The organism is Niallia sp. NCCP-28 (genome assembly GCF_023168165.1).
Taxonomy (GTDB): domain Bacteria; phylum Bacillota; class Bacilli; order Bacillales; family Cytobacillaceae; genus Niallia.
Genome location: NZ_BQYJ01000003.1, coordinates 452,030 through 467,630 on the forward strand (window position 1 = coordinate 452,030; position 15,601 = coordinate 467,630).

Consider the following 15,601-nt stretch of genomic DNA (forward strand, 5'->3'; position numbering starts at 1 on the left):
TTGGAGAAAGATTTTCATTGGTTCGTCACTTTGAATAATGATGTAAGTTTTGTCCTTCATAGCCATGAAGTGTACAAAATTCGAATAAACAAACAAGAACGTATGAAAGTTGTTGCCCCTTTTTAGGGGTTTTCTTTTTCAAAATAATAGCTGAATTATTTTGAAAAAAGTTTTTCACATTCCGAAATAAAGTAAAAATAATAGTACATTAATTGAGATTTCTTTCTGGATTAATGTGAAAAAGAAGATCTGGAATAATGTGTGCTCGTTTACACTGATATCTTAGGAGATAATCCAGGTGTTAGATGGTATACGTATAATCGAGGAATAAAAAAATTTACATTGGAAGAATGGAATAGTGCTGCTAATAAGTATCAATTCCTTTATGAGCAATAGGATACTAATGTGCAATAACTAAATATCAAATCAAGATTCCTCTTAAGGGGCGCCTTTATTTCTAACTTTCTTGACATTTCCTTCTTAATAGCTTTTTATAAAACTATCATTGGATGAGGGGGAAAATTTAATGTATGAGAAACACCATCATATTGTTAGCATAATTGATTTTAATAGTAGTGATTCTAAAGCTGTATTCGTAAAAGTTATTGGCTTTGATGCTGACTTAGGAAAAGAGTTTGAAGGGGAAGTGAAATTTGTAAATGGTATGCCATTTGGAGATTTAATACATCCCCAGAGATCATTTTTATCTCCTACATGCAGGTCTACTGTTCGAAGTTATTTGTTAAATAAATATAAGGAAGGCGAATTCATTTGATATTCAGAAGATATGAACATAGCTAAGGGTCCTTTCATAGGGCTCTTTTTTACATACAAAAACTTATATATAGAGAAAATATAAGGGAGAATGAAGAGTGCAACAGAGAAAGGTATAACCGAAGTATGGTATGTCAACACAAAACTAGACAACTTTTTTAAGTTGTTTCCGTTTATATTCGATCGGGCTTAAATAATCCAATGTTCCATGAATTCCAATATAATTAAACAAATGATATAGTCGTATAATTCTCTTGATAATTCTTCTAAACTAGTAAAATATCTTTTTCTGATAAACTCTGTTTTGATGATTTTAAAGGTTGCTTCTGCTACGGCATTATCATACGGGTAGCCTTTCCTGCTTAATGATCCCTTAATATGAAACGTCTCTAGGGCTTCATCTATTAGCTTATTTTTATATTCATTTCCATGATCTGTGGGGAAATATTGAATGTTTCGCAAGTCCTTTTTAATGGAGGAAAAGGCAAGATATACAAGTGCTGCATCTTTGTGCGGGCCCATACTATATCCAATGATTTCCCGGTTAAAGAGTTCAACAAATACACATACGTATTGCCATTTTTTATCGACCCTTACGTATGTCAAATCGCTTACAACCACCGTCATTTCTTCTTCTTAGCGGAATTCACGGTTTCATTCATTTTGCTGATTTGATTCATTAGAATTGGCAGAATGTGGTTTAAATTGGACCGCTGTGTAAGAAGAAACAAGGCCTTGCTTCTGCATAATACGACCAATTCGGCGCCTGGAAACATTATGCTCTGTTTTTTTTACTCGACCTTTGGCTAGTGCTCCTTAAAGTGCTAGGGGTCAGGAACCTTTTTCTATAATTGCTCCACGTATATAAATGAAAAACTTTAAGAGAATATATGTACATTCTCCTTGTCCTACTGGCATAACGAGCAATTTTATACAGTAATTATGTATAAAGGTGGGGGATGTTATGGAAAATTTATTTTGGATGATTTATAAATGTGAAACAGAAGAAGAACTACATAAGCTTGTCCAAACAGAGCCATTATTAACAAATAGTGAAAACTGGGTTCCTTATGGACAAAACATCAATAATTTAGGTACCTTTGAAAGCCAGCAAAATAATCCTATTCCGTCACTCATAGAAAAAGTGACGAATTCAATTGATTCGATTTTATTAAAAGAATGCAAAATTAAAGGGATAGATCCAAAATGTAAAAAAGCACCAAAAAGCATGTCTGATGCTGTTGGTAAATTTTTTAATATAAATAATGGTGATTTTAGTGAAGTTACAAATAAAGAAAGAAAAATAATAGCAGAGGATATACAAGTTATAGCTACTGGCGATGCTAAACGCCCAAGCATTACGATTTATGATGAAGGGGAGGGGCAGCTTCCGCAAAAATTTGCGGAGACTTTTCTTTCACTTCACCGGGGGAACAAAAAAGATGTTCGTTTTGTTCAAGGCAGGTTTAACATGGGATCCACTGGAGCGGTTGTTTTTTGTGGGAATTACCGCTATCAGTTAATTGCTTCAAAATTACATGACAATTTAAGTGCAAATGCTGATAATCAATTTGGTTTTACATTGGTAAGGAGACATCCGTTATCATCAGAAGAGGAAGCGGAATATAAAACAACGTGGTATGAGTATTTCGTAGTTAACGGAGAAATACCTAAATTTCAAATTACCTACTTGGATTTGGGGTTGTATAATCGTTTATTTAAATACGGAACTATTGTTAAGCTTTATTCGTATCAACTCCCGCGCGGGTCCCAAAATGATGTTACAAAGTTTTTAGCAAGGGACCTTAATCAATATTTTTATAGTCCAGCACTTCCATTTATCGTTTATGAAAAGCGTTTTTCTAAAAACAAAGATTCAGTTAAAACTATTATCGGAAACAAAACATTAATAACTATTGATGAAAGGGATAAAAAAGAGCAAACGATATCCTTATTAATTGAGGAATATGAACTAGGGCGTATTAAAATTGAAATTACTGTATTTAAAAAAAGCGTAAATCATAATGATTTTATAAAAGAAAAGTCAGTTGTTTTTACTATTAATGGTCAAGTACAAGCTACGCTACCTCGACGGTTTATATCTCAGGAATTGGAATTCGGAATGCTAAAAAATCATATGCTTATCCATATTGATTGTACAAATATGAAATATGCTTTTCGTTCGGATTTATTTATGGCTTCTCGTGACCGCTTAAAAGAAGGAGATATGACACAACTGGTTATTGATAAGATCAAAAATTATATTAAGACTAATCAAGAGTTGAAAGCATTAAATCAATCAAGAAAAAAGGATATTGATTATCAAAAACCAGAGGATGAAGAGATGCTTAAAAAAATTATGGTTGACGTTATTAATGAAACTGATTTTTTGAACTCTCTCAGAAAAGATATTATATCCTCTATAGATAATAATGGTAAAAATCCCAAGAAAAGAAATACTGAAAAGAAAGAAAAACAAAATGAAATAATATTAAAGAGATTTCCAACAATCTTCAAAGCAGTGATAAAGAAAAAGGAAAAAAAGTTGCCAATAAATAAAAAGACTATTATTACATTCGAGACTGACGTTGAAGATGAATATTTTATCCGGCCAAAAGATACCGGGAAATTTGCATTAAACCTTTCAAATTGGAATTCAAACACATCTGTAATAGAAATAGAGAAAAAAAATATATACAACATTTTTGAAATAACAACCGAAGGACCAACAAAAGGGAAAATAAAAGTTCATTTTTCACCTAAAAAAGGGATTGAAGTTGGTGATAAAGTAGAAGTTGTAGCACAGTTAACTGTACCGGAAGGAGAGTTAAAAGAAGTTTTTACATTAATTATAGATAATCCGGAAAAAGAAGCTAAAAAGCCTGAAATAAATGCCTTAAGTGAAAAAATTGATCACATACCAAAAGCAATAAGAGTTTATAAAGAAAAACAAAATAATGTAGCTAAAATTTGGTCTGATTTTGGTTGGAAGGCTGAAGATGTTATTGAAATTATTGAAGAAAAGGGTGTTCTTCAGAATATAGCAATAAACATGGATTCAAGGGTTTTAGAAAGATATTTATCCAAAAATAAAAGTGGTAACGATATAAACAAGATTAAAGAAAAGTATTTTATTTCAATATACTGTCATGCGTATTTTTTGTTTCAAATCTTAGAAAAACTAAATAATGAGGAAAGCGTTCAATATGAATTTGATACAGCGAAAATAGTTCCTTTAATTTTTCAATATTACGGTAATGTACTGTTAGCAGATCTTTTTAAATACTAATTAATAAAATAGAAATAAGCTGAGACAGGGATATACTCCCCTAAAGGTAGACAGATTAAAATAACTTGTTTATCTGAAGGGGAGTATATTACAGGGCGAGGGTCAGACCCCTATATTCAATCCTCACAATTAGTTATTAAATACATCATGGGGAAATTAAGGAAGTATCATGGTGAATTTTTTGAATCCAACTTCACTATTTCTAAAGCGGTAGGTGTATCAGTACGTACAGTGCAGAATGCTATTAAACGTGCTGAACAACTTGAAATATTTGTTGTGTTCACTCGATTTGAAGAAACTTTAGACGGAAAAATGAGACAAACGACAAATAAAATCATGCTTTTACCTTATAATGTAAAAAAAGTTGTAAAGAAGAAAGTAGCTGAAACTATCCGTAAAGTAAAGTCATTGTTGGCTGAAAAGATTCAAAGGGCTACGACTCTTCCTAAACAACAGCCTAAAAAGGCAAAGAATAACTTTAAAAAGATTCGAGTAGAGCATATTCCGTAAGCCCGTATTCAAACAACGCATATAAATAGATCAGCATCTCCGGTACTATAAACGTATTACTTAAAGGAGGTGCTTTTCCTATGCCACAACAAAAACTTACCATCGTCCCTATCACATTACACTCCGAAAATAAAAATACTTCCTCAACAAATCTAACAGTTCCTTCCTCCACTCCTACTTGCACGATCAAAACGGGTAACGCGGAAATTTCCTTCTACAATGGCGTAGATGAGCACATCATCCAAACAGTCATGAGGGAGTTGAAAAATCAGTGAAACAAGATTATACAAGTGTAAAAAACATTTATATCATTTGCGGTAAAACAGACATGAGAAAAGGAATTGATGGACTGGCCACACTTATTCAAGATTCCTTCGAACTTGATCCATATGGTGATTCCATTTTCTTATTTTCGGGATGGAGTAAGGACCGCTATAAATGTTTATATTTCGACGGTGATGGCTTCGCCATGCTTTATAAACGTTTGGATAACGGCAAACTCCAATGGCCAAAAGATGAAAATGAAGTACGTAATCTTTCTCAAAAAGAGCTCAGATGGCTCCTTATCTTGAATTATGGATAAGGCTCCTCGAGGGGTTATCTATCCAGCAGCCAAAGGCGATTCAGCCATCATCAAAAGGAGTCTTCTGAATTCGCTAAAACTCTTCATTTTATCTTTATTCCACTGTTCAAACTCGTTATAATAGGAAGAGTGAATCCGAACGAAGGTGGTGAATGATGTGACGAAAGTTTCTTCTACGAGTGAAAATCAATTTGAGAGATTAATTCGACTGCTTGAAGAGCAATTGGCTCATTCGAATCGACAAAATCAAGAACTATCAAAAAAATTGGATCAATCGTTGAAACAGAACGAAGCGTTAACGCAACAACTTCGCCATTTAACCAAGCTTTTATATGGATCAAAAACAGAAAAATCAAAATATAACGCACTAGATGGGCAAGGATCATTATTTGATGATGACTCGTCTTTTAGCGAATCTGAGCATACAGAAGAACAAAGCCAACAGACGATTTCTTATACTGTTGTTCGAACTATTCAAAAGAAAAAACGAAATGATTCATTAAGCGATGATATCGAAGTAGAAGCATTACACTATCATCCTGAAAATACGCAAGTGACTGTTGCCAAGGACAAATGATTGAAATTGGGAGTACAATCGCACGCGAAGAAGCAGAATTTATTCCTGCAAAAATGAAGAAAGTTCAATACATTGAACACGCATATGAATGTAAAAACTGCAAAGGTGATGCATCTCAAAAAGCGCAAATTAAACGTGGTAAAGCACCGCAGCCACCTATTCAGCGTAGCATCTCAAGTCCTAGCGTACTTGCCAAAGTAATCTATGATAAATTTTCACAATATCTACCACTTTACCGTCAGGTAAAGGAATGGGATCGTTATGGCCTGAATACCAATGATAAGAACCTTTCAAATTGGGTCATCCGTGCATCACATGCTTGGTTATTTCCTATTTACAAACGAATGAAGCATTTGATGATGGATAAATCGATTTTACATGTCGATGAAACTTATGGACAAATCATTCACCGGTCCGATGGAAAATCTGGTCAAGCTAATGCCTATAATTGGGTGTATCGAAGTGTGCCAAGCCAAGGGCCACCAATGACTCTTTTTCAAAGTGCATTGTCACGAGCTCGGTCTGTCCTTGAAAGTTTCATAGAAGGCTTTTCTGGAACGATTGTTTGCGATGGTTATTCTGCCTATGACAAGTTGAACGGCATTACTTTCGCAAATTGTTGGGCGCATGTTCGGCGATATTGGCTGAAAGCAGATAGCAAAAATGGCCGAATCGGTGTGAACTTTTGTGATGATTTATATCGTCTCGAAAGGAAATTTAAACAATTGCCTCCAAGTAAGCGCAGAAAGAAGCGACAAAAATACTCAAAGCCAATTGTAGATAAATTCCTTGAGTGGATTGAAAAATCACCATTCTACGGCAAAAATGCCCTTGCGAAAGCAGCTGAATACACATTGAACCGGGCAAATGGACTAAGAGCATTCTTGAATGATGGGCGCATCGAAATAGATAATAATCCTGCCGAAAATGCCATTCGTCCCAACGTTATAGGAAGAAAAAATTGGCTTTTCAGTGTTAGTGAAGCAGGTGCAAAAGCGAACGCTATTTGTTTGAGTATTGCAGAAACCGCCAAAAGTAATGGTATTGATTTCTATGAATACATAAAGAAAATTCTGACGGACCTGCCGAATCTTGGCATCCATCAAAAACCTGAAATTTTAGACCAATATATGCCTTGGTCTAAAACGATCCAGGCTGAATGTAGCAGATAAATGAAATAAGCCGTATATTTGATTAAAAAAATCAGGATATACGGCTATTTGTGATGCGCACCGAAAAGGTGTGCTTATTTTTATAATTCGGGCTTACCTTATATTCCTTGGGTTCTTAATGAAAATCCAGATAGTGATTAAATATAATAGAAATATGATTTAATTAACAAGTCAACATAACATGTTGGTTTTTTCTTATGTCACAGTAGGAGTAGTATTTAATTGTGAAGAGTTTTTGAATGAAGAAGGTGAAAAAATGTCAGTAGGAAGAGATAATATGATTGCAGAACTAAAAAAGATTGTTATTCCAGAACTTCGGAAAAAAGGATTTAAAGGTTCGTTTTCTCATTTTCGAAGGATTAGTGAGAAAAAGATAGACTGAATGACTTTTCAATTCGACAGACATGGTGGAGGTTTTGTTATTGAAGTTGGGGTATGTTCTCCAAAAGGATTTATTCATTCCTGGGGAGAGAAGATTCCGCCGAATAAAGTAACTGCACATCATTTGAATGATAGGTTGAGGTTAAAATACAGTGATGGTGACTGGTTTAGATACGACAAAGAAAATGTAACTGAAGGTATATACGGAAATGTTGTAGATGAAGCAATGAGGCATCTATACGAGGCTGAAGAGTATTGGGAAAGTTTTCAGTAAATGTAATAAAAAGAGCAACGAATAAAAATTGGGAGAGCTTATGATTTATTCTTATGAAGATCTTGTCAGGGATATTAACATTGGGCACGATATTGAATTTGATTATAAAGGGAAAAAATATTCAATATCACCTTTATACCTTAAAGCTCTTGCTATTCTTTTAGAGTCTTTTCCCATGATTTTTTCAAACTGGATACATGCTCTTACCATTTCTGGTGCTTTACTTTCTTCTAAATACCAGTATCGACCAGCCATTGAACGATATTTTAATTCAAAATAGATATCCTCTAACTTTTTACGAAGTTGCAATTCATTGGGATAGGTTGATATCAATCCATGTAGTTTATCCCTTGCTTTGCCTAAATCATTTTTTTGAAGGTCTTCTTCTAATTTTTTAAGTGTCTTAGCAGGTATCTTTTCTATAAAAAACACCTTATTATCTTTAATCGTCTACCTCTTTATTTCTCGAGGCTTCCTATTAACTCCTTTTTGAATGAATCTGCCCTTTTACTAAAGAGTTCCTGTTTATTTCAAAAACGCAACATGTCAGTTGAAGAATAAATTATTTATATGGCTGAAATTCAATAGATTTAGCTTGATATATATTATCCCTATATTCATAAACAATAACAACTTCACCAATAAAACCACCTATTGGAGAAATTCGCCCCCCAATTTTAGCTATAAACTGATTGTCACTTATTTCAAATTTAATGATATTACTAAAGGAAATATTGCTAAATAAGTGTTCAGGTTTAATGCCTAATGTTTTTATAGCAACTGTAAAGTGCTTGCCACCAATACTTATCTTAGCTTTGTCGGGTGTTAACTGAGTCTTGACATGTTTCATTACTATCGCCAACGGGTTGTCAACAAGTACCTCAACTGGAACATCAACAATTTCCTTACCGATTTTTTTCTTTTCTATATGAAAAATATGAGCTTCTTGTTCCAAAATACCAGTGCCATACCCTTTGGTTAATATGATAATTAACTCTTTTTCATCGTATTGGTTAATATCTTCATAAATAATTTTTGGAGACCAAGTAGGGCTTGTAGCGTTTACCCAAAAGGGCCTTGAGATTATTCCACCCTTAAATTCAATTTTGAAATCACGATATAAAGCATCCAATTCCTTTGCATACAAGGTTATATTCTTTTTGTTTGACTTTGCAACAACATCATATCCCATAATTTTTGCTTTTGCTTAATGGGGGAAACTGCAAGTAGAATTGATAATGCTAAAATTATGTATATCTTCATAGAAAACACCTCAATTTAGTGTTCCCCAACTTATTTACTTATGCCACTAACTTTCCCTATAGTTTAAATAAGAAAAATCAAAAGTTAAATCATTCTGGTTTATCTTTCCTATAAATAATTTTAATTCCAACATCAATTTTGGACCTTTAAAATGTATTTCTTGCATCTGAATCAATCTTTAGACTGACATGTGTAGACAAATTCATTGTAGCGGCAATATTTTTATGACTTAATCGTTCCTGAATTTTTTAATTACTACAACCTTTTGACTATTTGATTCCCAAACAGCTGGTCTAAAAAAGGGATTAAGTCTGTGCTGCATGTGGAGAACTAGCAAAATCAGCAGAATACGTCCTGAAAAGGGTTTATACTTATTCGCAAAGGGTTGTACCTGAGTGGTTTGGCAAAGGCAAGTCGGATAATCAGCCGTAGGAAGAGTCAGCAGGTTTTCTTGAAGAAAAGCGAAAACTAGAAGAAGAAATTATAACATTAAGGTTAGTGTAGAAAGCGATATAACAAAGAAGGAGAATAAGTACGATAATAAAAAGATTGTAGTGGATGAATCATCTTTGATAGCAAGGCAGAGGCAAATTACTACATATAATTGCAATGGCTGATGCATGCGAAATAAATTAAAGGCTTTGAGCTGCAGCCAAGATTTTTGCGCCAAGGTAAGTTCGTTAAAATGGCAAGATATTCAGGAAGATTGAATATCTTGCAGATTTTAAAGTATTTAAGAAGGATGGGACGATTGAAATTATTGCTATCAAAGGGACAGAGACAAAAAAGTTCTGTATCAAGCGTAAGTTGTTCGAGTGGAAAGAAGAGTCGTAGTAACAAACATCGGTAAGATGAAAGCGAGAAGCGTTACAAGGGCTAACTGTATTCGAGAGAGGAAACTCCAAGCAAGAAGTACGAAAAGAAAATCCGTCTAGCAAGCAGTGTAGGGTGCTTTATTCAATTGGTCGGCGGTATGAGTATAAGTAATCAAATTTATATTATGTTTTATTATTTTTAATTTTAATATTCCAATTAAGAAATACATTGGTCAAGAAGTAGGAAAGTAGAGCAGCTAAAGCAGAAACGGACCAATTAGTGATGGAATCTAATCCATAAAGTTTATACCCAATAAGAATAGAGTATTTTGTGCTTAATAAATTATCAATTGCAAGGGCTGATTTTTGAAATAATGGGAAGAAAAATCCAAATAGTATAAAAAAATAGATGTATTTTTTCATTCATATAACCTCTCAGTGTCTTTTATTGAGATATATGATGATTGTCCAGTTTTTATAACATAAGAATTATTAAGCTTTCAAATAAAAAGAAAGAGCGTATTTGCTCTTTCACTTATCTAACTTATCCAGTTTATTTGATATTTCTTTAAGAATTTCATTTCTTTTCTTAAAGAGTTTATAAAATTTAACTATAGCATAGATTGTTAAGGTTATAGGAACTAGGTATGTAAGTAAGACGAATATTGGCATGATAGTTAACCCTGTACTGATTGACATATTGACCCCCAAAATATTTTTAATCTATCCAATTTTACATTTTTAAGGAAACTAAGTAAATATTTTTCATATAAAAATTAGGAAAAACAAGAGTAATTGGGAATAGGAGGAGGGAGCTGAACTTGATAAAGGATATTCGCCGTACACTAAAAGCAAAAGAGTTAGGCGCAGTCCAGCCAACTCAGCGTGATGCCCATTGGCGTAGGAGATGTATTAGATAGATTAGCTAACTGTAAAGCTGCTATGCATAGATCGTTTTAATACCTACGTGTCTTTGCAACGATAATCCAATTTTTCTTTAATTCTGCAACCAACCATAGGAAGAAAATCATATTTTATACTTATTTTCTTTAATAAATAGTGAAGCTATATAGCAGGCAAACTCAAAGAATAATTGGAACATTCAAATCAACTCCTTCTAAAAAATATATTCAAGAAGGAAAGTTAAAATGACAGTTGACAACAACTATGCAATAAAAAAGCTAGGTACAATACCTAGCGATTAGATAGTTTTGTAACTTTTTTGTTGGTACTAACAGTAATACTAATAAGAAAAGCGCTAAAAATACTAGAAAGTATTGCTGCACCAACGCCCATCCACATAATAGTTATCAATTTTTTCTTGTATTTCGGAAACATAGTCAATCTCCTTTTAGTTAATTACTTTTAACATTCACTAAAAGGATGAAATTTATGTATTAGTTGCGCAGTTCGAAAAAACTGCGCAATAAAAAGCCCAGTATCCAATGGTAAAGAAAGGAAAGGATACTGGGAACAATAGTCAAATTTCTGTTGAAATAAATTAAAGAAGTAATTATGTATCATTGTTTGCTAATCTAAAAATGTTATTATGAATCATGTACTAGTTCGTGATTCATAGCATTTAAAGATTTTAACTTGCAGAACCCTATTTCATCTTTATTAATAATTATCATAAAGGATTTATAAAAAGTTGATTGAAAAGATAATAAAATGTAATGTTACTTAATAATGGAGAAGATTTTGGTGGAATTTAAGAATTTAATTCATTCCTTGATTTTATTAGTTATATTCTTTCATTGATATTTTTTCCTTAACAAATTGAAAACTGTATAAGAGCAAGGCTAAAATAGTGAAAACGTACATTAGTCCGATTTTTTTCATTCGAACCAACGAAGCTATCCCTAATTTTTGTAAGTAATATACCAAAACATAAGTAAACATTGAATCTACGATTAAATTTAATATCATATATCTGAAAAATTTACTGTAAGTCCATTTAAGAATCCAAAGTGAACCCACCAAAAAAGGTCCTAGCATAAAGGGAATCACTCCTGATAGTCTAGGATGAAGTGTTTCGTACCACCACCACCACTTTTGCTTTTTGGCAATATAATTTACTATTCTTACTATTAGAGACATAAATAAACTTGCTGGTAAAAAACGTTTAAACACACCTTTTCCTAATAAAGGTACTGAAAACCAAGAGAGAATCATCATTAGCACTAACAATAATTTTGAATGCTTCATAATAAGTTTCATCAAACAACCTCCTACTCTAACCACTACATATAATATCCCCAGAAATAGGGGAAATATAAAAAGACCACTCATAATTACTCTCTTTTTCATTACATAATTAAACAATTCTATTCTGTTAAGTGGCAGAAAAAGAATTGTTTGTATTTTACTTGTCAATTAATATCTTTGCCTAACAGTTGCTGCCATAGTAATCATCATTATGGAAAAGAAGTGATACATTATGAGCAATAATAAGAGAATAATCAAAAATCTTATTTTTGAAAAAAGAATTGAACGAGTGAAAGATGAAAATAAAAAATATGTTTCTTTCATTTCTAAGAATTCCCGAATCAAATAGTAAGAAGGTGCAAGAAAAAAATTAAATAAATTATTTATCAGCAATTTTATGGGGTGCTCCTCTTACTATTAGCACTCTTTTTTATTTATATGGAACACACTTTAAAATCATTTTCCCGATAACTATATAAAAAATATTTTTATTAATTTCCAGTCGAATTAAGCATAAAAGGAGTAGGGAACATGTAGAAAAAATATGTAAGTGAAATGATCGATAGTAATAATACTGAAGATGGTGTTATTAAGGGGATTGTTGTTTCGTGTGGTAGTGTTAAAACATGTTTTTATTGAGCAAATTTTATGTAAGGCATTTAATAAAGCTAGTATTTTTTATTGGGTTGATACTACTGTTTTAGAAGAATCACTTTTTAACTCAACTGGGTGATATTTTTTAAGCTTATGACCTTGATGTGACTGCTAAAATAAAGTAGACAGTTTTGCTAATGAAAATATTAGTGTTATTAAGAATAAACTTTATAGATGGCGACATTTGCTAAAGGAAAAGTATTTTGATGAGTGATATAGCTGTGATTGAAAACGAATGGGGGTTATAAAGATATGAGTTCGTTTGTTGTGATATTCATAATTGTTTTGGCTGTTATTGCTGATTTTTTCTGGTTTGACGTTTATAAGAAAAGATGGGGGTGGATGAAGAACTGGTCTAATTTTCAAAAGGCATTATTTTTTTCAGGTTTTGCAATTGTCTCAGGTATCATTTACTTTGGTTTGAGTTTAGGTTTTTTTGGGAATTAGGACATTCTCACTAGGATAATGGTCTTTTTTATTATTGTGTATGTTCCATTAGAATTCTTTCTCAACCTTGTTCATAGTCAAAAAAATTGAAAAAAGTGAGACCAAATCTATTTAAGTTTCGTAGATAGATAGTGAAACATCTTTTAACTAATACTGGATAAATTGGATGTGTTTCGCATGATAAAAAATAAAAAAATGCAAGTGGATAGAAGAATACAAAAATTAATTGATTTTACGAAAGAGAAATTTGGATTAGAGGACTACTGCTTAGAACGGCATAGCCTTTCTCGAAGCGTCAATATCTTCAATGAAACGGTCTATACACTTTGTATGGAATGGTTTCCGAGTTATGTAATAGAACCAGTGGATGATGGATCAAATCCAGAAGGTACAGCAGTTATGGAGATTGATGTGAATAGCCAGAAATTTAAGAGTGCTATTTTTGTCATGGGTAAAACATACGCCAAAGATGGGATTGCGTTTGCCAATCTGGATACAAATAAAATAATAAAATGGATTGAAGCTGAAACAGGACTAACATATGGAAAGCAATTTCAATTACATAAAGAAGCTGAAGGAGAAATTGAATTTAAAGAATGCTTTGAAGGTGTAGCGGTATCTCCATCTGGATTTATTGACATTAAATTTAATCAAAAAGGGAAACTTACTTCGTTTTCTGTCCATGGTCAATTTCCTTCTAAAGAAAGGGTAAAAGAAGAAACTTATACCCTTTCCCTTGAAGCGGTGGAACATCTGGCAAAGGAACAATTGAAGTTGATTGAATATCCTTCTTATGAACAGAAAAAATTATTTTCCATTTATGGGGTGGAAGAAATCTATGTCACGAATGACCAAACGTCAACCATTCCATTTGAATTTATTGCAGACGTAGAGTCGTATTTGAAAATCGACAAAACCATTTATTGGGAGGATCCAATTAATAGACCTTTTGGAAGACAAGAGATTAGTTGGATGGAAGATATAACAGCAGAACAAGCATTTTCATGCGAACCGAGTCCTGTTTCATTCCCAATAACAAAAGTAGAACAAGATAAATGTGTTATGGCAGTTGAAGATCTTTTACGACAGGAATATCCAAATGACACAGGAAAATGGATGCTTAAAACCCTCCATCGTGACAAAGGCTATATTCATGCAATAGTAAGGGCCAACCATCATGATAATCGTGTCTTTCAAAGAAAATTGATGATTATGATTGATGCAAAGAGCCTTCAAGCAATAAATTACATGGATAACAAACCAATGTTGGAGATTTTTGACCAATTTCAAGTACCTGATAAAGCAACAATTACGAAAGAAGACGCGTTTGAAAAAATGAAACAATTGTTTGAGCTAAAACCTTATTATGTATATGACTTTAAACAAAAGCAATATGTTTTATGCAGGAAAATTGATTGTCAATATGGGGTGAATGCAGAAAGCGGTGAAGTTATAGCATTAGATGATTTGTAGCTTGATTGGTCCAGAGGGAGAGTTGATGATTGTATTCTTGGAAAGTAACAAAATATGACCATGCAAACAGGGATGTTGATGGAAGTCTACTCTTTTGAGTGGGGTATTTTTTTACTTTGCTAATAATTATATATATGATAATAATTTTTTATTTTGTACCCAAATAGATCTTCCATCTGTATGTCCTGTTTTTTATGATTTTTTTCGTTTACTTACTATACTTTCCTGCATCTTCATACATTTTTCTTTTAATTCGAAAACGAGGTAATATTAGTGCTGTATAAGATATTATATTAAATTTTGGAAAAGTATATTTTTTAAAAAGAATAGGAGATATTATTTTGAACATATGGAAAAAAGATCAAGAAACATATAAACTTTCAAAACTGACAAAAGCAGATATTCAAATGGCTGAAGATTACTTTGATGTAACTCTTCCTGAACAATACATAAATTTGTTGAAGGTTCAAAATGGAGGCGTTATTATTTTTAATGCTCTACCTATAGCTCTTAACAGATATGATGGGGATACCTATATTGAGATAGATCATTTATTAGGTATTAAAAAGGGAAAAGGAATATTAGAAACAGAGTATTATAAAAAAGAATGGGACATTCAGAGAGAAAATATTATTCTTATTAGTGGAGATGGACATTCTTGGATTGCATTAGATTATAATGAGTCAGAAAATCCAGCTATTATTTTTATCGAAACAGATGAAGGGGAAATAACAGAAATTTACAAATCATTTGATGAGATGATACGACATTTATTTTTTTATGAATTAAATGAGGATGAGAGCGATAATGAGGAAAGGAAGTCTCCTGCTATAGAAGATGCTAGGCGGTTAATTAATAGCAAGGAAATAGAGTTCGTTTTTGAAGGAATAGATATCTATGAAAATTTTATCTATGAGAAAACCATTTTATTCGAATTTTTAAATCATATAGAGAAGTTGTTGCAACATCAAAAGGAAGATCTTAGAGCTTATGCTGCAAGATCACTTTGGAATATTGTAATATATGAGTACCTTACAGATTTAGAAGTAATTAAAAAGTTGATGAATATTATGAAAAATGATACTGATTCTGATGTACAAAGGTTTAAAGAACAAATAGAGATATTTATAGCAAATAATTAAAAAGAATAACCTTCTAATCAATCAGTTATGCCCTCCTTC

The 15,601-nt window shown here is 32.4% G+C and carries 15 protein-coding genes and 3 pseudogenes; 12 read left to right on the forward strand and 6 right to left on the reverse strand.

Annotated elements, in window-relative coordinates:
- Positions 1-526 precede the first annotated feature (526 nt).
- Positions 527-775 (forward strand): hypothetical protein, encoded by a 249-nt coding sequence (locus NCCP28_RS11510; RefSeq protein ID WP_248561544.1) that lies wholly within the window; start codon positions 527-529, stop codon positions 773-775.
- Between the two features lie 144 nt (positions 776-919).
- On the opposite strand, the pseudogene NCCP28_RS11515 reads toward NCCP28_RS11510, so the two are convergent.
- Positions 920-1,578 (reverse strand): annotated as a pseudogene (locus tag NCCP28_RS11515) (IS3 family transposase); the annotation flags it as partial.
- Positions 1,579-1,738: 160 nt separating this feature from the next.
- Here NCCP28_RS11515 and NCCP28_RS11520 point away from each other — a divergent pair.
- The 7 genes and pseudogenes from NCCP28_RS11520 to NCCP28_RS11555 all read left to right on the forward strand — a co-directional run bounded on the left by NCCP28_RS11520 (position 1,739) and on the right by NCCP28_RS11555 (position 7,560).
- A complete protein-coding gene (locus NCCP28_RS11520) occupies positions 1,739-4,063 on the forward strand; it encodes a hypothetical protein (protein ID WP_248561545.1) in 2,325 nt (774 codons plus the stop codon).
- A gap of 144 nt (positions 4,064-4,207) precedes the next feature.
- The gene (locus NCCP28_RS11525) at positions 4,208-4,573 is read left to right on the forward strand and encodes a helix-turn-helix domain-containing protein (protein WP_483870138.1); all 366 of its coding nucleotides are present in this window, start codon (positions 4,208-4,210) and stop codon (positions 4,571-4,573) included.
- 80 nt (positions 4,574-4,653) lie between these two features.
- Positions 4,654-4,848 carry a hypothetical protein gene (locus tag NCCP28_RS11530; protein WP_248561547.1) on the forward strand — a complete coding sequence of 65 codons (195 nt, stop codon included), beginning with the start codon at positions 4,654-4,656 and terminating at the stop codon, positions 4,846-4,848.
- Positions 4,845-5,156: an IS66 family insertion sequence element accessory protein TnpB gene (tnpB, locus tag NCCP28_RS11535; RefSeq protein WP_248561548.1), complete on the forward strand. Its 312-nt coding sequence runs from the start codon at positions 4,845-4,847 to the stop codon at positions 5,154-5,156. Before NCCP28_RS11530 ends, tnpB begins: the two co-directional genes overlap by 4 nt.
- A 157-nt stretch (positions 5,157-5,313) precedes the next feature.
- Positions 5,314-6,905 (forward strand): annotated as a pseudogene (tnpC, locus tag NCCP28_RS11545) (IS66 family transposase).
- 256 nt (positions 6,906-7,161) lie between these two features.
- A complete protein-coding gene (locus tag NCCP28_RS11550; RefSeq protein ID WP_248561551.1) occupies positions 7,162-7,287 on the forward strand; it encodes a DUF4304 domain-containing protein in 126 nt (41 codons plus the stop codon).
- Positions 7,288-7,560 (forward strand): DUF4304 domain-containing protein, encoded by a 273-nt coding sequence (locus tag NCCP28_RS11555; protein WP_248561552.1) that lies wholly within the window; start codon positions 7,288-7,290, stop codon positions 7,558-7,560.
- 126 nt (positions 7,561-7,686) lie between these two features.
- Here NCCP28_RS11555 and NCCP28_RS11560 read toward each other — a convergent pair.
- Both NCCP28_RS11560 and NCCP28_RS11565 read right to left on the reverse strand, forming a co-directional pair.
- Positions 7,687-7,983: pseudogene (locus NCCP28_RS11560) on the reverse strand (DUF6584 family protein); the annotation flags it as partial.
- A gap of 139 nt (positions 7,984-8,122) precedes the next feature.
- Positions 8,123-8,752 (reverse strand): hypothetical protein, encoded by a 630-nt coding sequence (locus NCCP28_RS11565; RefSeq protein WP_248561553.1) that lies wholly within the window; start codon positions 8,750-8,752, stop codon positions 8,123-8,125.
- A 764-nt stretch (positions 8,753-9,516) separates the two neighbouring features.
- Here NCCP28_RS11565 and NCCP28_RS11570 point away from each other — a divergent pair.
- Complete coding sequence (locus NCCP28_RS11570) at positions 9,517-9,657, forward strand: DUF1064 domain-containing protein (RefSeq protein WP_375709402.1); 141 nt, start codon at positions 9,517-9,519, stop codon at positions 9,655-9,657.
- A gap of 164 nt (positions 9,658-9,821) precedes the next feature.
- On the opposite strand, the gene NCCP28_RS11575 is transcribed toward NCCP28_RS11570, so the two are convergent.
- The 3 genes from NCCP28_RS11575 to NCCP28_RS11585 all read right to left on the reverse strand — a co-directional run bounded on the left by NCCP28_RS11575 (position 9,822) and on the right by NCCP28_RS11585 (position 11,858).
- Positions 9,822-10,061, reverse strand: a complete 240-nt coding sequence (locus NCCP28_RS11575) for a hypothetical protein (RefSeq protein WP_248561554.1) — start codon at positions 10,059-10,061, stop codon at positions 9,822-9,824.
- A gap of 771 nt (positions 10,062-10,832) precedes the next feature.
- A complete protein-coding gene (locus NCCP28_RS11580; protein WP_248561555.1) occupies positions 10,833-10,976 on the reverse strand; it encodes a hypothetical protein in 144 nt (47 codons plus the stop codon).
- A gap of 402 nt (positions 10,977-11,378) precedes the next feature.
- On the reverse strand, positions 11,379-11,858 hold the full coding sequence (locus NCCP28_RS11585) for a hypothetical protein (RefSeq protein WP_248561556.1): 480 nt from the start codon (positions 11,856-11,858) through the stop codon (positions 11,379-11,381).
- An 894-nt stretch (positions 11,859-12,752) separates the two neighbouring features.
- Here NCCP28_RS11585 and NCCP28_RS11590 point away from each other — a divergent pair.
- The 3 genes from NCCP28_RS11590 (at position 12,753) to NCCP28_RS11600 (ending at position 15,562) form a co-directional block, all read left to right on the forward strand.
- Positions 12,753-12,947 (forward strand): hypothetical protein, encoded by a 195-nt coding sequence (locus NCCP28_RS11590; protein WP_248561557.1) that lies wholly within the window; start codon positions 12,753-12,755, stop codon positions 12,945-12,947.
- Positions 12,948-13,148: 201 nt separating this feature from the next.
- Entirely contained in the window at positions 13,149-14,420 is a 1,272-nt protein-coding gene (locus NCCP28_RS11595) for a hypothetical protein (RefSeq protein WP_248561782.1), read from the forward strand.
- Between the two features lie 341 nt (positions 14,421-14,761).
- Positions 14,762-15,562: an SMI1/KNR4 family protein gene (locus tag NCCP28_RS11600; protein WP_282579560.1), complete on the forward strand. Its 801-nt coding sequence runs from the start codon at positions 14,762-14,764 to the stop codon at positions 15,560-15,562.
- The last annotated feature ends 39 nt before the right edge of the window (positions 15,563-15,601 follow it).